At 62.9% G+C, this 23617-nt stretch carries 18 protein-coding genes and 1 pseudogene; 9 read left to right on the forward strand and 10 right to left on the reverse strand.

What is annotated here, in order from left to right; translation table 11 throughout:
• From B2J77_RS15025 to B2J77_RS15035, 3 genes are all read right to left on the reverse strand, one after another.
• Complete coding sequence (locus B2J77_RS15025) at positions 1–294, reverse strand: YcgL domain-containing protein (RefSeq protein ID WP_023534892.1); 294 nt, start codon at positions 292–294, stop codon at positions 1–3.
• Positions 291–1424 (reverse strand): ribonuclease D, encoded by a 1134-nt coding sequence (rnd, locus tag B2J77_RS15030; RefSeq protein ID WP_078478944.1) that lies wholly within the window; start codon positions 1422–1424, stop codon positions 291–293. The genes B2J77_RS15025 and rnd overlap by 4 nt, the downstream gene beginning before the upstream one ends.
• Positions 1425–1614: 190 nt before the next feature.
• Positions 1615–3252 carry a phosphoethanolamine transferase gene (locus B2J77_RS15035; RefSeq protein ID WP_078478945.1) on the reverse strand — a complete coding sequence of 546 codons (1638 nt, stop codon included), beginning with the start codon at positions 3250–3252 and terminating at the stop codon, positions 1615–1617.
• 249 nt (positions 3253–3501) lie between these two features.
• On the opposite strand from B2J77_RS15035, the gene B2J77_RS15040 reads away from it, so the two are divergent.
• On the forward strand, positions 3502–3735 hold the full coding sequence (locus B2J77_RS15040; RefSeq protein ID WP_058604205.1) for a YdcH family protein: 234 nt from the start codon (positions 3502–3504) through the stop codon (positions 3733–3735).
• A gap of 84 nt (positions 3736–3819) precedes the next feature.
• Here the strand turns inward: B2J77_RS15040 and B2J77_RS15045 are convergent, their stop codons facing one another.
• Positions 3820–4989: a trans-sulfuration enzyme family protein gene (locus tag B2J77_RS15045; protein WP_078478946.1), complete on the reverse strand. Its 1170-nt coding sequence runs from the start codon at positions 4987–4989 to the stop codon at positions 3820–3822.
• Between the two features lie 104 nt (positions 4990–5093).
• On the opposite strand from B2J77_RS15045, the gene B2J77_RS15050 reads away from it, so the two are divergent.
• The gene (locus tag B2J77_RS15050; protein ID WP_023534914.1) at positions 5094–5555 is read left to right on the forward strand and encodes an Lrp/AsnC family transcriptional regulator; all 462 of its coding nucleotides are present in this window, start codon (positions 5094–5096) and stop codon (positions 5553–5555) included.
• A gap of 38 nt (positions 5556–5593) precedes the next feature.
• Here B2J77_RS15050 and B2J77_RS15055 read toward each other — a convergent pair whose 3' ends face one another.
• A complete protein-coding gene (locus B2J77_RS15055; RefSeq protein WP_078478947.1) occupies positions 5594–7924 on the reverse strand; it encodes an FdhF/YdeP family oxidoreductase in 2331 nt (776 codons plus the stop codon).
• A 227-nt stretch (positions 7925–8151) separates the two neighbouring features.
• Here B2J77_RS15055 and moaA point away from each other — a divergent pair, with 227 nt between their 5' ends.
• Together moaA and B2J77_RS15065 are read left to right on the forward strand one after the other, a co-directional pair.
• Complete coding sequence (gene moaA, locus B2J77_RS15060) at positions 8152–9156, forward strand: GTP 3',8-cyclase MoaA (protein WP_078479444.1); 1005 nt, start codon at positions 8152–8154, stop codon at positions 9154–9156.
• A 20-nt stretch (positions 9157–9176) separates the two neighbouring features.
• Positions 9177–10076, forward strand: coding sequence for a bestrophin family protein (locus B2J77_RS15065; RefSeq protein ID WP_078478948.1), 900 nt, complete (start codon positions 9177–9179; stop codon positions 10074–10076).
• A gap of 74 nt (positions 10077–10150) precedes the next feature.
• Here B2J77_RS15065 and B2J77_RS15070 read toward each other — a convergent pair whose 3' ends face one another.
• Positions 10151–10750 carry an FMN-dependent NADH-azoreductase gene (locus B2J77_RS15070; RefSeq protein ID WP_058638045.1) on the reverse strand — a complete coding sequence of 200 codons (600 nt, stop codon included), beginning with the start codon at positions 10748–10750 and terminating at the stop codon, positions 10151–10153.
• Positions 10751–10853: 103 nt separating this feature from the next.
• Positions 10854–11168: a hypothetical protein gene (locus B2J77_RS15075; RefSeq protein ID WP_058604200.1), complete on the reverse strand. Its 315-nt coding sequence runs from the start codon at positions 11166–11168 to the stop codon at positions 10854–10856.
• A 49-nt stretch (positions 11169–11217) separates the two neighbouring features.
• Between B2J77_RS15075 and B2J77_RS15080 the strand changes: the two genes are divergently transcribed.
• The 4 genes and pseudogenes from B2J77_RS15080 to B2J77_RS15095 form a co-directional block, all read left to right on the forward strand.
• Entirely contained in the window at positions 11218–12147 is a 930-nt protein-coding gene (locus B2J77_RS15080) for a LysR family transcriptional regulator (protein ID WP_058638044.1), read from the forward strand.
• Between the two features lie 233 nt (positions 12148–12380).
• Positions 12381–12938, forward strand: a complete 558-nt coding sequence (locus tag B2J77_RS15085; protein WP_058638043.1) for a peptidylprolyl isomerase — start codon at positions 12381–12383, stop codon at positions 12936–12938.
• 61 nt (positions 12939–12999) lie between these two features.
• A complete protein-coding gene (locus B2J77_RS15090) occupies positions 13000–14832 on the forward strand; it encodes an ABC transporter ATP-binding protein (RefSeq protein ID WP_058638042.1) in 1833 nt (610 codons plus the stop codon).
• 359 nt (positions 14833–15191) lie between these two features.
• Positions 15192–15643: pseudogene (locus B2J77_RS15095) on the forward strand (REP-associated tyrosine transposase); the annotation flags it as partial.
• Here the strand turns inward: B2J77_RS15095 and B2J77_RS15100 are convergent.
• Positions 15642–16796 (reverse strand): GNAT family N-acetyltransferase, encoded by a 1155-nt coding sequence (locus tag B2J77_RS15100; protein ID WP_153010288.1) that lies wholly within the window; start codon positions 16794–16796, stop codon positions 15642–15644. The pseudogene B2J77_RS15095 and the gene B2J77_RS15100 overlap by 2 nt on opposite strands.
• A 229-nt stretch (positions 16797–17025) precedes the next feature.
• Here B2J77_RS15100 and B2J77_RS15105 point away from each other — a divergent pair, with 229 nt between their 5' ends.
• Positions 17026–18273: a putative porin gene (locus B2J77_RS15105; RefSeq protein ID WP_078478949.1), complete on the forward strand. Its 1248-nt coding sequence runs from the start codon at positions 17026–17028 to the stop codon at positions 18271–18273.
• A 75-nt stretch (positions 18274–18348) separates the two neighbouring features.
• On the opposite strand, the gene B2J77_RS15110 is transcribed toward B2J77_RS15105, so the two are convergent.
• Together B2J77_RS15110 and hrpA are read right to left on the reverse strand one after the other, a co-directional pair.
• On the reverse strand, positions 18349–19470 hold the full coding sequence (locus B2J77_RS15110; protein WP_058638040.1) for a beta-ketoacyl-ACP synthase III: 1122 nt from the start codon (positions 19468–19470) through the stop codon (positions 18349–18351).
• 231 nt (positions 19471–19701) lie between these two features.
• Complete coding sequence (hrpA, locus tag B2J77_RS15115; RefSeq protein ID WP_078478950.1) at positions 19702–23607, reverse strand: ATP-dependent RNA helicase HrpA; 3906 nt, start codon at positions 23605–23607, stop codon at positions 19702–19704.
• Between the last annotated feature and the right edge of the window lie 10 nt (positions 23608–23617).

The following is a 23617-nucleotide window of genomic DNA, read 5'->3' on the forward strand; positions in this document are numbered from 1 at the left end:
TCAGGCGGGATCGTTTCGGTGCAGCAACTCGTCGGGCAGGTGCTCGATGTACTCGTCATCCGGCGGCGGCATCTGCAGGTGATAACCCTGATTGTCGAGGTTTTCCAGCACCTTGGTGATGTCTTCGCGGGCCAGCTTGCGTTCGGGGCTGAGCACCAGGTCGAAGGCGTGCTGGGGCGTGCCGAAGAACGGCAGCAAGCCTTCGGGTACGCGTTGCAAGCCATCGGCCTTGAGCACGTACAGGTACATTTCGTTCTTGCGGGGGCTCTTGTAGATCGAGCAGATGCGTTTCATTGAGGGTCTCCGGCACCGGCCAGGCTGTCCAGCAGTGCCTGGCCCATCCGCTCACGGCGCCAGCCGCGCAGCGAATCGGGCAAGGTGTAAGGGCCGTCGGGGTAACCGCTTTTGAGCAGGGCCTCGAGGGTTTTCTTGCGCAGCATTAGCTCGGGCGCGATACCCAGCCGTTGCCCTTCGGCCTGGCCGACGGCGCGCAGTTGCTTGAGAATGCCCGAGGCTTCGATAGGCAACGGCTCAGGCAATGGCTCGGGCCATTGTTCGGCCGGAAGGCTAGCGGCGTGCTTGATCAGTTGCAGCAAGGTTTCGCCATCCTGGCGCAAGGTGCGCGGGTGCATGTCGTCGATGCGGGCCAAGGCCGCCAGGTTGGTCGGCTGGCTCTTGGCGATGGGCCACAGCGCATGCTCCTTGAGGATGCGGTTGCGCGGAACGTCACGCAGGCGGGCCTCGCGCTCGCGCCAGGCGCACAGGGCGCGCAGCACCGCCAACTGCTGGGGCGACAGCTTCCACGCCAGCTTGACCTCACGGTACAGACTGTCGGGCTGCACCTCGCGGCGCAACTGGGCCACCAGTTCAGCACCGTCTTCCAACACCCAGGCGTACTTGTCGTCGGACAGGCGCGCATGCAAGGCGCTGAACAGCTCGGCCAGGTGCACGGCGTCCTCGGCGGCATAGCTGACCTGGGTCTCGGACAGTGGACGTTGCAACCAGTCGGAGCGGGTCTCGCCTTTGGGCAGGTCGATGCCCAGTACCTCCTGTACCAGCCGCGAATAGCCCATGGAGAAGCCAAGGTTGAGATAGCCGGCAGCCAGCTGGGTGTCGAACAACGGCTGGGGCAGCTTGCCGGTCAGGCGCAGCAGCACCTCCAGGTCCTCGCTGCAGGCATGCAGCACCTTGACCACGTTACAGTCTTCGATCAGCTCGGCCAGCGGCTGCCAGTTGGCGATCAACAGCGGGTCGATCAGGAACGCGCACTTGCCATCGCCAATCTGGATCAGCCCTGCCTTGGGGTAGAAGGTATCGACGCGCATGAATTCGGTATCGACCGCGACAAACGGCAATTGGCGCCAGTCGCGGCAGTGTTCGGCCAGGCTCAGGTCGTCACGGATCCAGTGAATTTCGATGGCCACAAGGCTCTCCCACTAACATTGGCGCGCAGTATATACGGCGCGGGCACTGCTGGTGAAACCCGGGCCATCCTTGATGTCGATCAATGGTGCAATTTCACGGACTGTGCAACCAGGCCGGCGCCAAGCTCCAGGCAATGTCCCCCCCACTGCGCGTTGACGGCGTTCGCCAGGCAAGCCCACCCTCGCCTGCTCAGCGCCTGGCGGTGAGCCAGGGCCGGCAGCTGGCAAACAGGTCCAGGGACCGCTCGTACACCTGGGTGTGAACCTGCAACAACCCCAGCATCGAGTGGAACAGGTTGTCCTGGGACAAGGGCGCATCGTTCAACTTGGCCAGGCAACCAGTATCGACACCGAAGTCCTGCTGATAGCTGTCGGAAAACCAGGCCAGCAGCGGTACATGCTTTTGCTGTTCCGGGGCAATGGCGTACGGCGTCCCGTGCAGGAACAGGTTGTACTCGCCCAGCGATTCGCCATGGTCGGACAGGTAGATCATGGCCGTATCGACCTTGTCCTGCCGGCTGCGCAGGGTGTCGATCAAGCTGGCCAGGACCCGGTCGGTGTAGGCCAGGGTATTGTCGTAGCCATTGATGATCTGCGCCTGGCTGCACTGGTCCAGGGCATTGCTCTGGCACACCGGGGCAAAGCGCTGGTCGGCCTTGGGGTAGCGTTTGAAGTAGTCGGGGCCGTGGCTGCCCATCTGGTGCAACACCAGCACGGTGTCCTTGTCCAAGTGGTCGATCAGCTCGCCCAACCCCTGCAGCAGGATTTCGTCGTGGCACTCGCCTTCGCCGCAGAATTGCGGGTCCTTGAGCTTGCTCATATTGATGAACTGCACGCGGTCGCAGGTGCCCTTGCACCCGGACTGATTGTCGCGCCACTGCACATCCAGGCCCGCCCGCTTGAGAATATCGAGCAGCCCTTCGCGGTTCTTGGCGATGCGCGCATCGTAGGCCTTGCGGGGCATGCCGGAAAACATGCAGGGTACCGACACAGCCGTTTCAGTGCCGCAGGAATGAACGTCCGAGAACGCCAGCAACCCTTGCTCGGCGGCAAGCCTGGGGGTGGTATCGCGGTTGTAGCCCAGCACGCCGAAATGATCAGCGCGCGCGCTTTCACCCACCACCAGCACCGTCAGGGACTTGCGCTGATGGTGCTGCCAGTCCGGGGTGCGGGCGGCATCTTCGCCATAGTGGGCAAAGGGGCGTGCACTGGTGACCACGCGCTCGCTCACGTAGGCCATGGAGGCACCGACGATATTGCTGGGGGTCAGCATCAGGCGCAGTTCGTGGTGATTGCGAAACAGCGACGACAGACCCTGGTAATTGGCCAACCCTACCGAGCCCAGGCCTACCACGCAGGCCGCCGTGACCACCAGCTTGCCGAACAGCTCGCGCTGCCACGGCCGATACACCACCGGCGCTCGCCACAGCAGTACCGAGGGCAATACTCCAAGGCCAAGCATGTACAAGCCGAACTTCAGCGACAGCAGGTCGCGCACTTCTGCCACGTTGGTTTCGGCGATGTTGGCGAACATGCCTGCATCGATCAGCACGCCATAGCGGTTCATGAAATACGCCACCGCCGCACCACTGACGAACAGCAGCACCAGCAAGGGCTTGAGCACATAGCGGAAGGCAATGAGGGTAAGGATGAGGTTGAAGGCGAACAACATCAGCACCGCAAATGCCAGGGTCAACCACAGGCCGGGCAAGCCGGGGGGCACTACCTGTTCCAGGTGCTCCCAAAGAAAGACATTCAAGCCGATCAACAGGTACAGGCTGGCCAGCAGCGTGACCCATTCGGTGCGCAGGGGTTTGATGTTGAGCATTCAGGTTCGCAACCAAGAGAAGTGACCACCAGTGCCGGATGGCACTGGGAGCAAGCTGGGCGAACTCTAGAAACCGAGCCATCAATTTTCTGTGAAAAATAACGTAACAATTTAGTGAAAGCGCTGATTTCGACGCGTACCCGTCAGTCGTTCAGCAGGGGTTCAGGTTTCGCAGCCTCCCTCCCCGGGACAAACGCGGCTATCCTCAGAGGTCAGGACCTTAACCAATCCCCTGACAGAGGTGAAGAAATGCCTGTTCCGCACGATCTGCTCGCTGACTTGCACGTTACCGCTGACGCATTCCAGGCACTCATTGACAAGGACCAGACGCTGCATGGCTTGCACAAGGAGTACAACGCCAAGGACAAGGAAGTGGTCGCCGCCGAGAAGAACGGCACCAACGACGAGGCCGTTACGCGCTTGCGCCGCGAGCGGCTGCTGATCAAGGACAAGATCGAGCGCATCATCCACCCGCCCAAATAATCACCGGCCTCTTTGCAAGCGCCAGCCCGTCATCGCTTCGCATGACAGGCTGGCGCTGAACCGCTCGCCGCTACAGCCCTGCCATCACTGTCCGGCCAAAGCGCCCAGCGCCGTTTCCAGGTCATCGATCAAATCGGCGACCGCCTCGATGCCCACCGACAGGCGCAACAGGTTCTCACTGATGCCCATTGCCCCTTTCTGCTCGGGGCTCATGGAGCAGTGGGACATGGTCCAGGAATGGTTGATCATGCTTTCGACCCCACCCAGCGAGTCGGCCAGCACGAAAATCTGCAGCGCTTCGACCAGCCGATTGAGCGCCGCCCGATCACCCTTGACCTTAATGGCAACCACCGCCCCGCCGCTGCGCATCTGACGCTTGCACAGTTCATGCTGCGGATGGCTTGGCAGCCCTGGGTAGTACACCTGCTCGACCTGCGGGTGGCCCTCGAGCCTGCGGGCCACTTCCAGCGCGTTGGCACACTGGCGCTCCATGCGCACGTCCAGGGTCTTGAGGCCGCGCAACGCCAGGTAGCAATCGAACGGCCCTTGCACCGCGCCGATGGCCATGCTGATGCGGCGCAGCTGTCGGTGCAGGTCTTCGCTGGCCGCCACCACCACCCCACCGGTGAGATCGGAATGGCCACCGATGTACTTGCTGGCCGAGTGCATGACCAGGTCCACGCCCAGGGTGATCGGGCGCTGGTTCCACGGTGAGCAGAAGGTATTGTCGATGCAGGTCAGGATGCCCCGGGTGCGGGCAAGGTCGCAGACGGCCTTGATGTCGACCAGGTGCAGCAGCGGGTTGGTCGGTGATTCGATCCAGATCAGCCGGGTTTCGGGCTTGATGGCAGCAGCCACGGCATCGAGGTCGTTGAGGTCGACGTACGTGGTGGTCAGGCCGGACGTGCGGCTGCGGTAGTCCTCCAGAATTCGGAAGGTGCCGCCGTATACACCGTTCATCACCACCACATGGGCGTCCTTGGGCAGCAGTTCGAGCACGGTGGCCGTGGCATTCACCCCTGACGCACAGGCCACCGCCCCTACGCCTTCCTCCAAAGCTGCAACACAGGTCTCATAGGCGTGGCGGGTGGGGTTGCCTACGCGGCTGTAGGAGTAGTCCGGCGTGTCGTCCAGGCCGCGCTTGATGAACGAACTGGCCGTGACGATGGCTGGAAAAATGGCATTGTCGGCGACTTCGAACTGCTCGCCGGCATGAATGGTTCGGGTGGCGAAATGGCGCGGCTTGTCGGACATGGTCGTGCTCGTTGGCAGAGGTAAGGTTGCCACTATCGCACAACGCAAAAGCCCTGACCTTGGGGTACCCTGTGAAAACTTCTTCGCCACGGCCCATGCACTCTATGGACAGCTTCGACCGACACATTCTGACCCTCTTGCAGCGCGATGCCGCGCTCTCGCTCAAGGCCTTGGCCGAGGCCGTCAACCTGTCCACCACCCCTTGCTGGAAGCGGGTCAAGCGCCTGGAAGACGAAGGCTATATCGTCGGTCGTGTGGCCCTGCTGGATCCTGGCCTGCTAGGGCTGGGCCTGACCGTGTTCGTGCAGGTCAAGACCCAGCGCCATGACAGTGCATGGCTGGAGCAGTTCGCCGCCACGGTCACGGCGTTCGAGGAGGTGATGGAGTGCTACCGCATGTCCGGCGACTGGGACTACATGCTGCGGGTGGTGGTAGGCGATATCGCGGCGTATGACCGGTTCTACAAGAAGCTGATTACCAGCACCGATGGGTTGTCCAACATTACCTCGAGCTTTGCCATGGAGCAGATGAAGTACACCACGGCCTTTCCAGTGAACCGCGGTTGACGCGGGTTTGCACGGGCGGCCCTGTTGCACACTGAGGCTCAGTCGGTCGCCAGGGCCGCTGCAATGCGATTATCCGCCTTGGCCTTCTCGACCTTGATTGCCACGAACTTGGAGGTCGGGGTGGAGGTCCCTTCACCATAACTTTCCAGCGGCACCAGGGGGTTGGTTTCCGGGTAATAGGCGGCAGCCTGCCCCTGCGGCACGTCATAGGCCACCAGACGAAAACCCGACACCCGTCGCTCGACGCCGTCGTCCCAGAGCGACACCAGGTCGACGTGTTCACCGGGCTCGAAGCCCATGCGCCGAATGTCGGCCTCGTTGACGAACACCACTTCGCGTAGCCCGAACACACCGCGGTAACGGTCATCCAGGCCATAGAGGGTGGTGTTGTACTGGTCATGGGAGCGCAGGGTTTGCAGGATAAGGTCCGGTTTGTCGCCACGGGCCAGCACCTGGGCATTGACCAGTTCAGCGGGTAGCGCATTGGGGCTGAATTGCGCCTTGCCGGTGGCCGTGCGCCAGGTGCGGTCGGCAGCGTGGTTACCCAGGTGGAAGCCCCCGGGTTGCTGCAGGCGTTCGTTGAAATGTTCGAAGCCTGGAATCACGTCGGCAATCAGGCTGCGGATATGGGCATAATCGGCCACGGCGTGCTCCCAATCGATGGGGTGCTTGCCCAGGGTGGCCTGGGCCATGCCGGCAATGATCCAGGGTTCGGAGCGCATGTGGGGCGAACGTGGCCGTAGCTGGCCGTGGGAGATGTGCACCATGCTGAAGGTGTCTTCGACTGTTACACCTTGCGGCCCGCTGGCCTGCAGGTCGATTTCGGTGCGGCCCAGGCAGGGCAGGATCAAGGCATCGCCACCGGTCACCAGGTGCGAGCGGTTGAGTTTGGTGGAAATCTGCACGGTCAGTGCGCAATTGCGCAGGGCGGCATGGGTGCGTGCGGTGTCTGGGGTGGCCTGGGCAAAATTGCCCCCAAGGCCGATGAACACCTTCGCCCGACCTTCTTCCATGGCCTTGATCGCCAGTACGGCGTTGTGCCCGTGGGTGCGCGGCACCTGGAACTCGAAGCGAGCTTGCAAGGCATCGAGCAAGGCGGTCTTGGGCTTCTCGTCGATGCCCATGGTCCGGTCACCCTGCACGTTGCTGTGCCCGCGCACCGGCGAGAGCCCCGCGCCGGGTTTGCCGACATTGCCACGCAGCAATTGCAGGTTGACGATTTCCTGGACGATGGCCACCGAATGGCGATGCTGGGTAACGCCCATGGCCCAGCACATGATCACGCGCTCGGCCTTGCGGTACATGCGCGCGGCCTGTTCGATCTCGGCCTGGGTCAGCCCGGACTGCGCCACGAGGGCCGGCCAGGGTGTGGCATCCAAGGTCTGCAGGTAGGCCTCGATGCCGCTGGTGTGCTCGGCAATGAACGCATGATCGAACACCGCAGGTTCGCCCTTGGCCTTGGCTTCGCGTTCCCACTGCAGCAGGTACTTGGCGATGCCGCGCATGACCGCCATGTCCCCGCCCAGTGCCGGGCGGAAGTAGGCGGTATTGGTGGGCTCGGAGCCGTTGCTGAGCATCTCCAGGGGGTGCTGCGGGTGCTGGAAGCGCTCAAGGCCCCGCTCCTTGAGGGGGTTGAAACATACCACCTGGGCACCGCGCTTCACGGCTTCGCGCAGCGGTTCGAGCATGCGCGGGTGGTTGGTGCCAGGGTTCTGGCCAATGACGAAGATGGCGTCGGCCAGCTCCAGGTCGTGAAAGACCACGGTGCCTTTGCCTACGCCCAGGGTCTGCGCCATCCCGACGCCGCTGGCCTCGTGGCACATGTTCGAGCAGTCCGGGAAGTTGTTGGTGCCGTAGGCGCGCACGAACAACTGATAAAGGAAGGCCGCTTCGTTGCTGGCCCGGCCCGAGGTATAGAACTCGGCCTGATCGGGAGATTCCAGGGCGTGCAGGTGCTTGGCGATCAGCGCGAAGGCCTCTGCCCAGCTCGTCTCGACATAGTGGTCGGTGGCCGCGTCATAGCGCATGGGATGAGTCAGGCGGCCCTGGAACTCGAGCCAGTAATCGGTCTGATCGGCCAGGGCACTGACGCTGTAGCGGGCAAAGAAGGCCGGATCGACCGAGCGCCCGGTGGCCTCCCAATTGACGGCCTTGGCGCCGTTCTCGCAAAACTTGACCGTGTCGTTTTCCGGCGACTCGCCCCAGGCGCAACCGGGGCAGTCGAAGCCGCCATTCTGGTTGGTCTTGAGCATGGCGCGCAAATTCTTGAAGGCGTTGTCACTGCCCAGCCAGCTTTTTGTCACGCTCTTGAGCGCGCCCCAGCCGGCAGCGGCGCCTTTGTAGTCGCGGATATGTGGGTCCTGGCTCATGGGTGAAATCCTCGCCCTGCTATGGCTTTTGTCCAGCCTATGAAGCCTTGTGTAGAGCCGTCCAATCGAAAGATCCTACGAGGTGATAAGCGCCTTCGATGACCCCCGTAAACGCGGGAGCTGAGCAGTGATAGAGAGCGTTTATCGGTCAGTCGGCCAAAGCCATTTGACGGCTCGGCCCGCCAGGCGCTAGCTTGGAGGCCATTCCCCCTGATTCGAGCGCATACGTGGAACAGAGCAGCCGGGCACTGATCGACGGCTTCAACCGGAAAATCGACTACCTGCGGATGTCGGTCACAGACCGCTGCGACTTCCGTTGCGTGTACTGCATGGCCGAGGACATGCAGTTTCTGCCCCGCCAGCAGATCCTGAGCCTTGAAGAGCTGTTCCAGGTGGCCGAGCGTTTCGTGGCGCTGGGCACCCGCAAGATTCGCCTGACCGGGGGCGAGCCGCTGGTACGCCAAGGCATCGTCGACCTGTGCGGGCGCATCGCTGCCCTGCCAGGGCTGCGCGAGTTGTGCCTGACCAGCAACGGCTCGCAGTTGGGGCGCCTGGCACAACCGCTCTTCGATGCGGGGGTGACGCGGCTGAACATCAGCCTCGACAGCCTGGATGCCGACCGTTTCAAGCAACTGACCCGTACCGGCGACCTGCACCAGGTAATCGCCGGCATCGACGCGGCACGTAAAGCCGGCTTTTGCCGTACCAAGCTCAACTGCGTGGTACTGAAGGGCCGCAATGACCATGAGCTGGTCGACCTGGTGCGCTTTGCGATCGATCGCGAACTGGACATCACCTTCATCGAGGAAATGCCGCTGGGGGAGATCAGCGAGCACGCCCGTGGAGAGTCGTTTTTCTCCAGCGACGAGGTCCGCGCGAGGCTGGCCGAGCAGTTCAGCCTGATCGAGTCGACCGAGTCTTCCCAGGGCCCTGCGCGGTACTGGCGCCTGGCCGATGCCCCGCAAACCCGGGTGGGGTTCATTTCGCCCCACAGCCACAACTTCTGCGCCACCTGCAACCGCGTACGCCTCACCGTAGAGGGTCGCTTGTTGCTGTGCCTGGGCAATGAGCACTCGGTCGACCTCAAGCATGTGCTGCGGGCCCATCCCGGCAACGCTGAACGGCTGGAAAAAGCCATTCGCGACTCGTTGCACCTCAAGCCGTACCGCCATCACTTCGAGGTGGGCGGCGACGTTCAAATCCTGCGCTTCATGAACATGACCGGCGGCTGATCAGCCGTCTCTGGATTGCCATGATCGTTCATCCCACCCAGGGTGTGCTGCGAGTACTGTTCACCCTCAAAGGGTCGATCATCAAGCAGATCGCCCTGCGCTGCCTGATGGTCACCTTGCTCGCGGCAGTCATCGTCCTGGTGGAACGGCATTACCCGGCATTCTTCTATCCGGTCAGCGCTACACCGTTCACACTGCTCGGCTTGTCGCTGTCGATCTTCATGAGCTTTCGCAACAACGCGTGTTATGACCGTTGGTGGGAGGGGCGCAAGGCCTGGGGCAGGTTGATCGTCGAGATTCGGTCGTTCAATCGCGAAAGCGTGGTGATCGCCGATGCCGCGCTGCGCGCCGACATGCTGCGCAGCCTGTGCGGGTTCGCCCATGGGCTCAATGCCAGGCTGCGAGACGAGGACGACCTGGCCGCCGCGCGGCCCTGGCTGGGCAATGCCGAGGCGATCAGCCCCCACAACGTGTGTAACGGCATCCTCCTGCACCTGGGCGAGCAGTGTTCGCGGTTGACCGAGCAGCAGGGCCTGTCCGAGTGGCGCTACAACCTCTTGGCGCAGCGGTTGGCGGGGCTTGGGGAGGTTCAGGCCACCTGCGAGCGGATCAAGGGGACACCGTTGCCCTTCCCCTATACCTTGCTGCTGCATCGCACCATCTACATCTTCTGCCTGTTGCTGCCTTTCGCCCTGGCCGAACCGCTAGGCTGGCTGGCGCCGCTGTTCACGACCATCGTTGGGTATACCTTCTTTGGGCTCGATGCCATCGGCAACGAGTTGGAAGACCCGTTCGGGCGCGACGAGAACGACCTGCCTACCGATGCCATGGTGCGAACGGTAGAGCGTGATGTATTGGCCGCCCTGGGGCAGACGCCGCTACCGCCAGCGCTGTTGCCGGTGGGGTATGTGTTGAGTTGAAGGCGCTGCGAAGCTCAAAGGAAGCGGTCACCCACAATCGCTGAGACAGGTGCACGTGTTGAGCTTCGCTGCAGTTAGGCTACCGACGCCAGGCTTGCCTTGGCCTGGTTCAGGCCCTTTTCATGGAAATCTCCGCTCATGTTCAGGCCTTCGGCATGAATGAACGTCACGTCGTGAATGCCAATGAAGCCCAGCACCTGCCGCAGGTAGGGTTCCTGATGGTCGCTGCCAGCCCCTGCATGGATGCCGCCGCGTGCGGTCAGTACAATGGCACGCTTGCCGTTCAACAGGCCCTGGGGGCCGGTGGGCGTGTATTTGAAGGTGATGCCGGCGCGCAGTACATGGTCCAGCCAGGCCTTGAGGGTACTTGGGATGGTGAAGTTGTACATGGGCGCTGCCAACACCAGCACATCGGCTGCCAGCAACTCGTCGGTCAGCACGTTGGAGCGGGCCAGGGCTTGGTGCTGGGCAGCACTGCGCTGGTCTTCAGGGTTCATCCAGCCGCCGAGCAGGTCGGCGTCCAGGTGCGGCACCGGGTTGGCCGCCACGTCACGCACCGTAATCTGGTCGGACGGGTGGGCGGCGCGCCACTGCGCAGTGAAGTCCTGGGTCAGTTGGCGGGAAATCGAATCCTGCTGGCGTGCACTGCTTTCGACGATCAGAACATGGGACATGACGGCCTCCATCGGGCTGGGGTAGATGCGATGGAGGAAGGTTAACGCTTGACCTATCGATGAAAAAGCGTAAATAGTCGGTACGATTTATCGATTAATTAGTTTATTCAACTGCGCATTTTACGCTGATGCGCAACTTGATGATCTGCCGGTTGAACTTGGCGGTAACATCGGCGCGCTTGCCGGCCGGTACATTTACCCGGCGCACCCGCGGGGCTTCAGGGCCGTTGCGAAAGGTCACCTTGCAGGCGGCGGGCACCTGGCCGTAGTTCTCAAGGGTAATCGCCCCTAGGTCATAGGCCGTGTCATAGGCCGTGGCGTCCACCTTCACCCCGTCCATGTGTTTCTCCATGTCGATGGGATAGGCAAAAGCGGTCACCGGCAGGCATAGCAGCAATGCCGCACAATATTTCTTCATGGGGCGTTCTCCTTGTGTAGAGCGCAGCTTAGGCCAACAGGAGCAGGACATGAAAGCGCCACGCGTGACGCTGGATCAATGGCGGACCTTGCAAGCTGTAGTCGATCATGGCGGGTTTGCCCAAGCTGCCGAGGTGCTGCACCGCTCGCAATCGTCGGTCAGTTACACCGTGGCGCGCATGCAGGAACAGCTGGGTGTACCGTTGCTACGCATCGACGGCCGCAAGGCGGTGCTGACCGAGGCAGGCAGTGTGCTGCTGCGCCGCTCGCGGCACCTGGTCAAGCAGGCCAGTCAACTCGAGGACCTGGCGCACCACATGGAACAGGGTTGGGAAGCCGAGGTGCGCCTTGTGGTCGATGCCGCCTACCCCAGCGCGCGCCTGGTGCGTGCCCTGGCCGCCTTCATGCCGCAAAGCCGCGGCTGCCGCGTGCGCCTGCGCGAGGAAGTGCTGTCCGGGGTCGAGGAAGTGATGCTCGACGGCATCGCCGACCTTGCCATCAGCAGCTACAACATTGGCGGCTACCTGGGCGCGGAGTTGAGCGCCGTGGAATTCGTGGCCGTGGCCCACCCTGACCACAGCCTGCACCGGCTGGGACGCGAACTGACTTTCCAGGACCTTGAAAGCCAGTTGCAGGTGGTGATTCGAGATTCGGGCCGCTCACAGCCACGCGATGTGGGCTGGCTTGGCGCCGAACAGCGTTGGACGGTCGGCAGCCTGGGCACGGCTGCCACCTTCGTCAGCAGCGGGCTGGGCTTTGCGTGGTTGCCGCGGCATATGATCGAGCGCGAGCTGCGTGACGGTGTGCTCAAACCCCTGCCGCTGGACCAGGGCGGTAGCCGCCATCCCCTGTTCTATCTTTACGCGAGCAAGGAGAAGTCCTTGGGCCCGGCCACGCAGATCCTCATCGACCTGCTGCGCAACTTCGACACGGCACCGTTGGATGTGCCCTTCGCAGCCCCGGCCCAGGCGGGAGTGTAATGGGCAGGACCGACTGCGAACGCGGGTCCCGGCTGGCTGTCTGAGCTGGGTACAAAACCTCGCGATCAGGCCCTGACACAATTTCAAACGCTGCGCCTGTGCCCGGCCTGCCACCTAGGCTGGCAGCCGTGGGAGATTCACGGCACGCTATTGCTCCTTGTACATTGCGATGTATCCACCGTACCGGCGGCCCTCGAATGCAGCCGCCTCCACTTTGAAGGACCTTTGCGCCCATGCTGAAAAAACTGCTGCTTACCGCCTGTTCCGTCGCGTTCGCCACCAGCGTCATGGCTTCCGACAAGACGCCGCACGTTGTGCTGGACACCAGCTTCGGCCAGGTGGAAATCGAGCTCAATGCCGAGAAGGCCCCACTCAGCACCAAGAACTTCCTGCAGTACGTGGACAGCGGCTTCTACAACAACACCATCTTCCACCGGGTAATCCCGGGCTTCATGGTGCAAGGCGGCGGCTTCACCGAGCAAATGGTGCAGAAGGACACCAAGGACCCGATCCGCAACGAGGCCAGCAATGGCCTGCAAAACACCCGCGGCACCTTGGCCATGGCCCGCACCTCGAACCCGAATTCGGCCACCAGCCAGTTCTTCATCAACGTGGCCGACAACGATTTCCTCAACCCGGGCCGTGACGCGGGTTATGCCGTGTTCGGCAAGGTGACCAAGGGCATGGAAGTTGTCGACCAGATCGTCAATTCGCCCACCACCGTCAAGAAAGGCATGCGTGACGTGCCCGCTGACCCAGTGTTCATCAAGTCGGCTAAACGCATCGATTGATCGCGGGTCTCACAGGGACGTGACCCGATTACCGGTCGGTTGAACAGGAGTTTCAACGCTGATGCTGTACCGTCGTTTCGAGCAACTGATCGACATCTTCCGTGACGCCCCCAGCGAAGCGCCGCCCAGCGGCGTGTGGGCATTCTATTTCTATTATCTGCGCCAGGTCTGGCCAAGCTTTCTGGCTTTGCTGGTGGTTGGCCTGATCGCTTCGTTGATCGAAGTGGCCATGTTCAGCTTCCTGAGCCGCATCATCGACCTGGCCCAGGGCACGCCCAGCGCCAGTATTTTCAGCGAGCACAGCGGCGAGTTGATCTGGATGCTGGTGGTGGTGCTGTTGCTGCGTCCGTTGTTCTTCGGGCTGCATGACCTGCTGGTGCATCAGGCCATCAACCCAGGCATGACCAGCATGATCCGCTGGCAGAACCACAGCTATGTGCTCAAGCAAAGCCTGAACTTCTTCCAAAGCGACTTCGCCGGGCGCATTGCCCAGCGCATCATGCAGACCGGCAACTCGCTGCGCGACTCGGCGGTGCAGGCGGTGGATGCGTTATGGCATGTGCTGATCTACGCCATCACGTCGCTGGTGTTGTTTGCCGAGGCTGATTGGCGGTTGATGTTGCCCCTGGTGGTCTGGATCGTGTGTTTCATTGCCGCCTTGGCGTATTTCGTGCCACGGGTCAAAGCGCGCTCGGTGGTGTCGTCCGATGCCCGCTCCAAGCTGATGGGCCGCATCGTCGATGGCTATACCAACATTGCCACGCTCAAGCTGTTTGCCCACACCGATCACGAACAGCAGTATGCCCGCGAAGCTATCAGCGAGCAGACCGAGAAAACCCAGCTGGCTTCGCGGGTGATCACCAGCATGGACGTGGTCATCACCACGTTGAACGGCTTGCTGGTGGTCGGCACCACCGGGCTTGCCCTGTGGCTGTGGAGCCAGTCGCTGATCACGGTGGGGGCCATTGCCTTGGCGACTGGTTTGGTCATCCGCATCGTGAACATGTCGGGGTGGATCATGTGGGTGGTCAACGGCATTTTCGAGAACATTGGTATGGTGCAGGATGGGCTGCAGACCATAGCCCAGCCCGTCACCGTCACCGACCGCCCTGCTGCCCCGGCCTTGAAGGTTACCCAGGGCGCCGTGCGGTTCGAGAACGTGCGCTTTCACTATGGTGAAGCGAGGAATGTGATCGAGGGGCTGAACCTGGCGATTCGGCCCGGGGAAAAGATCGGCCTGATCGGACCGTCTGGTGCCGGGAAGTCGACCTTGGTGAATTTGCTGTTGCGTCTGTACGACGTGCAAGGTGGGCAGATTCTGATCGATGACCAGGACATTGCGCAGGTGAGCCAGGCAAGCCTGCGTGCGCAGATCGGCATGATCACCCAGGACACCTCGTTGCTGCACCGCTCGATCCGCGAGAACCTGCTGTACGGCCGCCCGGATGCGACTGACGCCCAGTTGCAGGAAGCAGTGCGCCGCGCCCGGGCTGATGAGTTCATCCCGCACCTGTCGGACGCCCAGGGCCGTACCGGTCTGGATGCGCATGTAGGTGAGCGTGGAGTGAAGCTGTCCGGCGGCCAGCGCCAGCGCATCGCGATTGCCCGGGTGCTGCTGAAGAATGCGCCGATTCTGATCATGGACGAGGCCACGTCCGCGCTGGATTCGGAGGTGGAGGCGGCGATCCAGGAGAGCCTGGAAACGCTGATGCAGGGCAAGACCGTGATCGCCATCGCCCACCGGCTGTCCACCATTGCCCGCATGGACCGGCTGGTGGTGCTGGACAAGGGCCGGGTCGTGGAGGTGGGTAGCCATACTGAGTTGCTGGAGCAGCGGGGGCTGTATGCGCGGCTTTGGCAGCATCAGACAGGTGGGTTTGTGGGGGTTGATTAGGTGAGGTCCAGGCTTTGAGGGTTCAGGCTTTATGAAGGGGATCAAATCCAGGCGTCTGGTCAAAAGCCGGGGCCGCTGCGCGGCCCATCGCGGCACGAGGCCGCTCCTACAGGGGGATTGCGGCGCCTGCATTAGCCAGCAGGTCCCGGGTAGCCTGCGGCGCCTGCATTAGCCAGCAGGTCCCGGGTAGGAGCGGCCTTGTGCCGCGATGGGCCGCAAAGCGGCCCCAACGATACCAAGGCAATTCCGAAAGCCAGCCTCTCTGGAATGACTCTGCGTCACACCCCGTAAAACTGTCCCGCCACTCCCCGCACCTCGCCCAGCTACCCTTGCAGTCTTCATCCACCAAGGAGCTACCCATGGAAGGCCGCGGCACTCACCGTTTACGTCTAGGCAGGTTCTCCGAGCCCGGGCGGTTATACCTACTGACCACCGCCACCCGAAACCGTACCCCACTTTTCACACACCTGCACTACGCCAGGGCCGTGATCCAGCAGCTGCAACTCACTGCTGCGCAACGACAGTGCCAGAGCCTCGCCTGGGTACTGATGCCCGATCACTTGCACTGGCTTATCACGCTAGGCCCCTGCAGCCTCGACGAGCTGATGCGTGAATTCAAATCACGCAGCAGTTGCGCGCTTTACACACGAGGCGCCGAGCACCAGCGATCTGGCAACCTGGCTTCCATGACCGCGCCCTTCGCCGTGACGAACAGGTGCGCAGCGTCGCTCGCTACATCATCGCCAATCCAATCCGCGCCGGCCTGGTAACGCGAGCGAGCGATTACCCGCATTGGGACTGTGTCTGGCTCAATGGCCCTCTTCCCGGCGATAAGGCAACATCTCCCGTGCCTGGGCGGCATACGCCATTACCCCTTCACGCTCCTGAAGCAGAAAATCGGCCACCGCCGTGCGTAACCCGGGATGCAGCAGGTAATGCCACGAGCGCGTGATTACCGGCTCGAACCCGCGAATCAACTTGTGCTCACCCTGGGCGCCAGCATCGAAACGTTGCAGCCCTTGGGCTATGGCGAAGTCCATGCCTTGATAGAAACACGTCTCGAAATGCAGGCGATCGAACTCGGCCAGGCAGCCCCAGTAACGGCCAAACAGACTGTCCCCACCTACCAGGCTCAGCGCCATTGCCACGTCCCGCCCGGCCTGGCGCGCCATTACCACGCGCAGGGCGTGGGGCATGCGCTCGGCCAGCAAGCTGAAGAACTCCCGCGTCAGGTAAGGCGCCCGGCCGCGCACAGCGTAGGTGTTGGCGTAACACAGGTAGACGAAATCCCACTGGGCTTGGTCCAGTTCGTCACCCCGGTACCAGCGAAAATCAATCCCCTGCCCCGCTACCTGCTCACGCTCCTTGCGCATCTGCTTGCGCTTGCGGGAGCTGAGGGTGTCGAGAAAATCCTGGAAATCGCGGTAGCCGCGGTTCTGCCAGTGAAACTGGCAACCCAGGCGCTCCATCCAGCCCGGCAGACGCGCCAACTGTTCGTCCAGCGCAGGGTCGGTGAAGTTGATGTGGGCGCCAGACAGGCCGGCTTTGCTCAGGTACTCGGGCAAGGCCTGCAGTAACAAGTGCCCGGCTGCCGCATCGGCCGTCAGCAAGCGCGGGCCACTGACCGGGCTGAACGGCACGGCGCCCAGCAGCTTGGGATAGTAGGCGATGCCAGCCCGTTCACAGGCGTGCGCCCAACCATGGTCGAAGACGTACTCACCGTACGAATGCCACTTGCGGTAACCCGGCAGCAGCGCTTGCACCTTGCCCTCGTGCTCGAGCACCAGGTGTTCGGCCGCCCACCCGTTGTTGCGCGCGACACTGCCGCTGTCTTCCATCGCACTGAGAAAGGCATGGCTGAGAAACGGCTGGCCTTCGGGCACCAGGGCGTCCCAGGTGGCGGCTGGCATATCACGCAAATGAGCAAGGCTATACAGACTGGTCACAGGGTCGGCTCGCGGCATCAAGGCCCCCAGTATCACCAAGCTGGGCGCCGGACTCAAATGACGATCGCCCCGCAGCCTTCACTTCACAGCAGTGACATCATTGCGACATTAATCTGTCACTCGCCCCCGCAATACTTGCGCCTGTTTTCCGGAACCACAGAACCTGTCTATTCAGGCCCTTCCGGAGACATGCCAACACAGGGGCGGGCGCTCGGCGTCCCCCATCTTATTCAGTAGGGAGAACCATATGCGTCTTGTTTCTACACTTACCGGAGCAAGCCTGACCGGCATGGTGCTGGCCATGAGCACCACTCCGGCCAGTGCGGCCGTCGACGCCAAGCTGCTCGAAATGCTCCGCGCCAATGGCTCGATCAACCAGGCGCAATACAGCGAGCTGCAGGCTGACCTGGCCCAGGAAAACAAGGAAAAGGCCGCTCAGAAGGCCCAGTCCGAGCGCATGAGTTCGTTCGAGCAAAAAGTGGCCTGGGCGGCCAAGACTCAGATCAAAGGCGACGTGCGCCTGCGTTATGAAGACGTCAACGTGGACAACCCGATTTCCCGCAGCGGCAACCAGGACCGGGAGCGTGTGCGTGCCCGTGTCGGATTCTACAGCGAGATCAACCCGCAAGTGGACGCCGGGGTGCGGGTCGCCACCGGCAGCAGCGCCGATGCGCGCTCGACCAACCAGAGCCTGGACAACTACTTCGAGAAGAAATCGTTGTGGGTGGACCTGGCCTACCTGGACTGGCACCCCACCGCCGTGCCGAACCTGCACCTGATCGGCGGCAAGATGATGCAGCCCTGGGTGAGCATGGGCGACATCATCTGGGACAGCGACATCAACCCCGAAGGCGTAGCCGCCACCTACAAGACCAACCTGGGCCCTGCCGAGGTGTTCGGCAGCATCGGCCACTACAACCTCAAGGACAACGTCGACGGCGACGGCGTGCAGTTCAAGCACGATGCACAGCTCTACGCTGCGCAGTTGGGGACCAAGTTCAACGCAGCCGACACCGTCAAGGTCACGGTGGGCGGCAGCGTGTACGGCTACGACAACGACAAGTCGTCGGCCGCGCTGCGCTCGCTGGGCAACACCACCGACGAATTCAACCTGGTGGAAGGCTTTGGCCAGGTGGACTTCACCGGCTTTGCCATCCCGCTGTCGGCCTATGGCCAATTCGTGAAGAACACCGAGAGCACCGATGGGCAGGACAAGGCCTGGCTGGCGGGTCTGAAGAGTAAGATCGGGGCCTGGAGCCTGGACTACAACTACCGCGACGTGCAGCGCAATGGCGTCGTGAGCCTGTTTACCGACTCGGACTTTGGCAACGGTTTCACCGGCTCGCGCGGTCACAAGTTCAAGGTTGGCTACGAGATCGACAAGAACTTCGCACTCGGTGCGGCCTATATGATGGCCAAGACCGACTACTCCAACCTGCCCAACAGCAACGCCGATGTGGATACGCTGCAGGTAGACCTGGAAGCCAAGTTCTAAGCACCGCCACCGCGCAAACGGCCGTCCCCATCCGGCCGTTTGCGCTTTTAGGCGGCCATCGCCAGCCTTGCCGGCTTAGCGTTTGCGCAAAATCACGCTGCCGATCGAATACCCCGCGCCAAACGAGCTGAGCACACCCAGCGCCCCTTGTGGCAGGTCATCCTGATACAGGTGCAAGGCAATGATCGAGCCTGCCGAGCTGGTGTTGGCGTAGCGGTCCAGGATCACCGGCGCTTCCTGTTCACTCACTTCACGCCCCAGCAGCTTCTTGACGATCAGGTGGTTCATGCTGAGGTTGGCCTGGTGCAGCCAGAAGCGCGCCACATCGCTGGGCTGAAGGCCGTTTTCCTGCAAATGCTCGCCCACCAGCTCCGCCACTTTCGGGCACACCTCGCGGAACACCTTGCGGCCTTCCTGGATGAACAGCTTGTCTGCGGCGCCTTCGCCCTCCTCCGCCGCGCGGTTGAGAAAGCCGAAGTTGTTGCGGATGTTATTGGAGAACTCGGTCCACAGCTTGCTGCTGACCACGTCGAACTGGTGCGCCGATGTGGCGTGATCGGCGCGTTCGAGCAGTACCGCGGTCGCCGCATCGCCAAAGATGAAGTGGCTGTCACGGTCGCGGAAGTTCAGGTGGCCGGTGCACACTTCAGGGTTGACCATGAGCACGGCCCGCGCCTGCCCCAGCGCCACGCTGTTGGCGGCGGTCTGGATGCCGAAGGTGGCGGACGAACACGCCACGTTCATGTCGAAGGCAAACCCCTGGATGCCCAGCGCCTGCTGCACTTCGATGGCAATGGCCGGGTAAGGGCGCTGCAAGTTGGAACAGGCGACGATGACCCCGTCCACGTCGGCAGCGCTGCGGCCAGCGCGCTCCAGCGCCTGGCGCGCCGCCGCCACGGCCATTTCGCACAGCACCGACGGCTCGTCGTTGGAGCGCTCTGGCAGGCGCGGTTTCATGCGCTGCGGGTCGAGGATGCCGGCCTTGTCCATGACGAAGCGGCTCTTGATACCCGAGGCCTTTTCGATGAACGCCGCATCGGACAGCGGTGCGGCTTCGACCTCGCCACGCTCGATGGCCTGGGCGTTGTCCTGGTTGAACTGCTGCGACCAGGTGTTGAAGGAGGCTACGAGTTCTTCGTTGGAGATGCTCTGGGCCGGGGTGTACAGGCCGGTGCCGCTGATCACGACATTATGCACGGTCGTTCCTCTGTTCTTGGGCCATCGCCACCCGGCGCTGGCTGGAAATACACTGTTTTAGTGGCACTTTAGTACTAACTTTGCGACGAGGGCAGAGCCCACGTTTGACGGTAGCCCACCTCATGGATGCCATCACCCTGTAGGCGGTGAGCATGCAGGCGAAGCAGGGCTGTGCGCAGTGGGCCGCCAAGCGGCCCGAAATTGTCTCAATAGTGCCACAACTGTGTGAGTTTAGCCTTCCACCTGGCTCCACTGCTTGCTCAATCGCTTATCGGAAATCGGCACCTTGGTGCCCAGCTGCTGGGCGAACAGCGACACGCGGTATTCCTCCAGCCACCAGCGGTACAGGACCAGCTGCTCGTCGCGCTTGCCTTCCTGGGCATGCTTGTCGGCACGGGCCTTGTACTGCGCCCACAAGTTGGCCAGTTCGCCACTCCATACCCGGTCCTTCTGCACCTGCGAACCCAGCTTCTCCAGGCGCAGCTCGATGGCCTTGAGGTAGCGTGGCAGCTCCTTGAACCACAGCGCCGGCGTTTCACGCACAAAGCCCGGGTACACCAGGTTGCCCAACTGCTGTTTGATATCGTTCAGGGCCACGGCCTGGCTCAGGTCGATCTTGCCCTTGAAGCGTTTCTGCAACCCGTGCCACAGCTTCAGCACCTCGAGGGTCTGCCGCGCCAGGCGCTCGGCATGCTCGGCCCAGCTGCCCCGCTTGCGTTCGGCCAGCGCCGCCAGGGCCGCGCCTTCACGGGGCAGCACCGGCTCACCGTCGAGAATGCAACTGTCCAGGCTGGCCAGCAGAATGTCTTCGACCAGCGCGTCGACCCGGCCCATGTCGCGGTACAGCAGCCCCAGTTCGGTCAGCCCAGGCAGCTTGCCACGCAGGAACTTGGCCGGCTCGGCCAGCTGTTGCAGCAGCAGGCGCTGCAAGGCGCGGCGGTGCTGGAAGTCGGCTTCGGCCTGGGTCGAGAAGCGGCCTTCACGCACCGTGCCATTGTCCTCGACCAAGGCCGGGTAAACCGTCATCGACAGCCCCGCGATCTTTTGCTGCGCCGTGGGCTTCACTTCGCTGAAGGCCTTGGCCTGCACCGGCTGCTCGCTTTTGGCATCGCGTGGCACTGCCAGCGCTGCCTGGCTGGCGGCGGCGAACCGCGCGGTCAGCTCCGCCAGGTCACGCCCTTCGCCCAGGAATTTGCCCTGCCCGTCGACCACTTCGATGTTCATGCGCAGGTGGCCTTCGACCAGGCTGACCGATTCGTCCCAGGCCTCGTCGGGCACCCGCGCACCGGTCATGCGCAGCAGTTCATGGCCCAGGGCCTGGGGCAACGCGCCTTGGCCGAAGGTCATGCGGGCCAAGGCAGCCTTGACGAAGTCCGGCACCGGCACAAAGTTCTTGCGCAGGGCCTTGGGCAAGTTGCGAACCAGCGCCACGCACTTGGCTTCGAGCAGGCCGGGCACCAGCCACTCCAGGCGCTCGCCTGGCAGGCTCGGCAACAGGGGTGCCGGTACCCGAACGGTCACACCGTCACGGGGGTGATTGGGCTCGAAGTGGTAGGTCAAGGGCAGGCGCAGTTCGCCCACCTGCAAGCTGTCGGGGTACTGCGCGGCAGTCACCTCGCTGGCCTCGCGTGCCAGCACGTCTTCCTCGCGCATGATCAGCAGGTTGGGGTCTTTCTGGCTGCCCATGCGGTACCAGCTGTCGAAAGTGGCCGTCTGGTGGATCTCGGCCGGCAGGCGCGCTTCGTAGAACGCATAGAGCGTTTCTTCGTCGGCCAGGATGTCGCGACGGCGGGCCTTGGCCTCGAGGGCGTCGAGCGCTTCGAGCAGGCGCTTGTTGGCCGTCAGGCACTTGGCCCGCGACTGGATCTCACCACCCACCAGGGCCTCACGAATAAACAGCTCGCGGGAGGTGGCCGGGTCGATGGGGCCAAAATGCACCGGCCTGCGGCCGACCAGGATCAACCCATACAGGGTGATCTGCTCATAGGCCACGACCTGCCCGCGCTTCTTCTCCCAATGGGGCTCGAAGTGGTTCTTCTTGATCAGGTGGCCGGCCAGCGGCTCGATCCAGTCCGGCTCGATGCGCGCGACCACGCGGGCATAGAGCTTGGTGGTTTCCACCAGCTCGGCTGCCATGACCCACTGCGGGCGCTTGCGCCCGATACCCGATGACGGGTGCACCCAGAACCTGCGCTGCCGTGCGCCCTGGTAATCGCCGTCTTCGGTCTTGTGGCCGATCTGGCTGAGCAGGCCGCTGAGCACGGCTTTGTGCAGCTTGGGGTAGTCGCACGGTTCCTTGTTGACCGTCAGTTGCAGCTCGCGGCAGATCAGCGCCAACTGGCGATGGGCGTCGCGCCACTCACGCAGGCGCAGGTAATTGAGGAACTGCTTGCGGCACCAGTTGCGCAAGGGGTTGGCCGTCAACGCCTGGCGCTGCTCCTCGAAACCTCGCCACAGGTTGACCAGTGCGGCGAAGTCCGAATCCACGTCCTTCCACTGCGCGTGGGCCTGGTCGGCGGCCTGCTGGCGCTCAGGGGGGCGTTCGCGTGGGTCCTGCACCGACAGGGCGCTGGTGACGATCAGCACTTCCTGCAGGCTGCCCAGGCGCGCGCCTTCGAGCAGCATGCGGCCCAGGCGCGGGTCGATGGGCAGCCGAGCCAGCTGACGCCCGACCGGGGTCAGCTGATTTTCACGGTTGACCGCCGAGAGCTCTTGCAGCAGGTTGAAGCCGTCGCTGATCGCCTTGCCGTCTGGCGGTTCGATGAAGGGGAACGCGTCGATGGCGCCCAGGCGCAGGTGCAGCATTTGCAGGATGACGGCCGCCAGGTTGGTGCGCAGGATCTCGGGGTCGGTGAAAGCCGGTCGGCTGTTGAAGTCTTCTTCGCTGTACAGACGCACGCAGATGCCCGGCTCCACCCGTCCACAGCGGCCCTTGCGCTGGTTGGCGCTGGCCTGGGACACGGCTTCGATGGGCAGGCGCTGCACCTTGGCGCGGTAGCTGTAGCGGCTGATGCGCGCCGTGCCGGTATCGATCACATAGCGGATGCCGGGGACCGTCAGCGATGTTTCGGCCACGTTGGTGGCCAGCACCACGCGCCGCCCGGCATGGGGCTGGAAGATCCGCTGCTGCTCGGCCGGCGACAGGCGCGCGTACAAGGGCAAGATTTCGGTATGGCGCAACTGCGCCTTGCGCAGAATCTCGGCGGCGTCGCGAATTTCGCGCTCACCGGGCAGGAAGATCAGCACATCGCCCGGGCCCTTGCCCTGGCCGCGCTCGTGCTGGGCCAATTCATCGAGGGTGGCAAGGATAGCCTGATCGACGGTGAGGTCGTCCTCGATCGGGTTGCCTTCCTCGTCCTGTTCGCTGGTCAGCGGGCGATACCAGGTTTCCACGGGGAAGGTACGGCCGGACACCTCGATGATGGGCGCATTGTCGAAATGCTTGGAAAACCGCTCCAGGTCGATGGTGGCCGAGGTGATGATGAGCTTGAGGTCGGGCCGCCGGTGCAACAGGGTCTTGAGGTAGCCGAGCAGGAAGTCGATGTTCAGGCTGCGTTCGTGGGCTTCGTCGACGATGATGGTGTCGTAGCGTTCCAGGAAGCGGTCGTGCTGGGTTTCGGCCAGCAGGATGCCGTCGGTCATGAGTTTGACCAGTGTGTTGGCATCGCTCTGGTCTTCGAAGCGCACTTGATAACCCACCAGGCAGCCCAGCGGTGTGCCCAGTTCCTCAGCCACCCGGGCGGCGACACTGCGCGCGGCGATCCGGCGTGGCTGGGTGTGGGCGATCAGGCCATGGCTGCCGCGGCCCAGTTCCAGGCAGATCTTGGGTAACTGGGTGGTCTTGCCCGAGCCGGTTTCGCCGGCGATGACCAGCACCTGGTGTTCGGCCAGGGCTTTTTTGATCTCGTCGCGCTTGGCGGCGATGGGCAGGCTGTCGTCGTAGCGCACCAATGGCACGCTCTGCTGGCGGGCGGTGACCTGGGCGCAGGACGCCTGCACCCGCTCTGCCCACTGCGCCAGCTTTGCCTCGTCGGGGCGCTTGCGCAGTTCATGCAACTGGCGCCGCAGACGGTGGCGGTCGGCGATCATGGCGTGGTCGAGGTTTTGCAGCAGTTTGTCGATGGCGTGGTCAGTCATTGGGCTTTTC

This window comes from Pseudomonas parafulva (assembly GCF_002021815.1).
GTDB lineage: Bacteria > Pseudomonadota > Gammaproteobacteria > Pseudomonadales > Pseudomonadaceae > Aquipseudomonas > Aquipseudomonas parafulva_B.

Coding starts and splice junctions, on each gene's coding strand:
- B2J77_RS15025 (WP_023534892.1), bottom strand. CDS start 294: ATGAAACGCATCTGCTCGATCTACAAGAGCCCCCGCAAGAACGAAATG.
- B2J77_RS15035 (WP_078478945.1), bottom strand. CDS start 3,252: ATGCTCAACATCAAACCCCTGCGCACCGAATGGGTCACGCTGCTGGCC.
- B2J77_RS15040 (WP_058604205.1), top strand. CDS start 3,502: ATGCCTGTTCCGCACGATCTGCTCGCTGACTTGCACGTTACCGCTGAC.
- B2J77_RS15045 (WP_078478946.1), bottom strand. CDS start 4,989: ATGTCCGACAAGCCGCGCCATTTCGCCACCCGAACCATTCATGCCGGC.
- B2J77_RS15050 (WP_023534914.1), top strand. CDS start 5,094: ATGGACAGCTTCGACCGACACATTCTGACCCTCTTGCAGCGCGATGCC.
- B2J77_RS15055 (WP_078478947.1), bottom strand. CDS start 7,924: ATGAGCCAGGACCCACATATCCGCGACTACAAAGGCGCCGCTGCCGGC.
- B2J77_RS15065 (WP_078478948.1), top strand. CDS start 9,177: ATGATCGTTCATCCCACCCAGGGTGTGCTGCGAGTACTGTTCACCCTC.
- B2J77_RS15070 (WP_058638045.1), bottom strand. CDS start 10,750: ATGTCCCATGTTCTGATCGTCGAAAGCAGTGCACGCCAGCAGGATTCG.
- B2J77_RS15075 (WP_058604200.1), bottom strand. CDS start 11,168: ATGAAGAAATATTGTGCGGCATTGCTGCTATGCCTGCCGGTGACCGCT.
- B2J77_RS15080 (WP_058638044.1), top strand. CDS start 11,218: ATGAAAGCGCCACGCGTGACGCTGGATCAATGGCGGACCTTGCAAGCT.
- B2J77_RS15085 (WP_058638043.1), top strand. CDS start 12,381: ATGCTGAAAAAACTGCTGCTTACCGCCTGTTCCGTCGCGTTCGCCACC.
- B2J77_RS15090 (WP_058638042.1), top strand. CDS start 13,000: ATGCTGTACCGTCGTTTCGAGCAACTGATCGACATCTTCCGTGACGCC.
- B2J77_RS15100 (WP_153010288.1), bottom strand. CDS start 16,796: ATGCCGCGAGCCGACCCTGTGACCAGTCTGTATAGCCTTGCTCATTTG.
- B2J77_RS15105 (WP_078478949.1), top strand. CDS start 17,026: ATGCGTCTTGTTTCTACACTTACCGGAGCAAGCCTGACCGGCATGGTG.
- hrpA (WP_078478950.1), bottom strand. CDS start 23,607: ATGACTGACCACGCCATCGACAAACTGCTGCAAAACCTCGACCACGCC.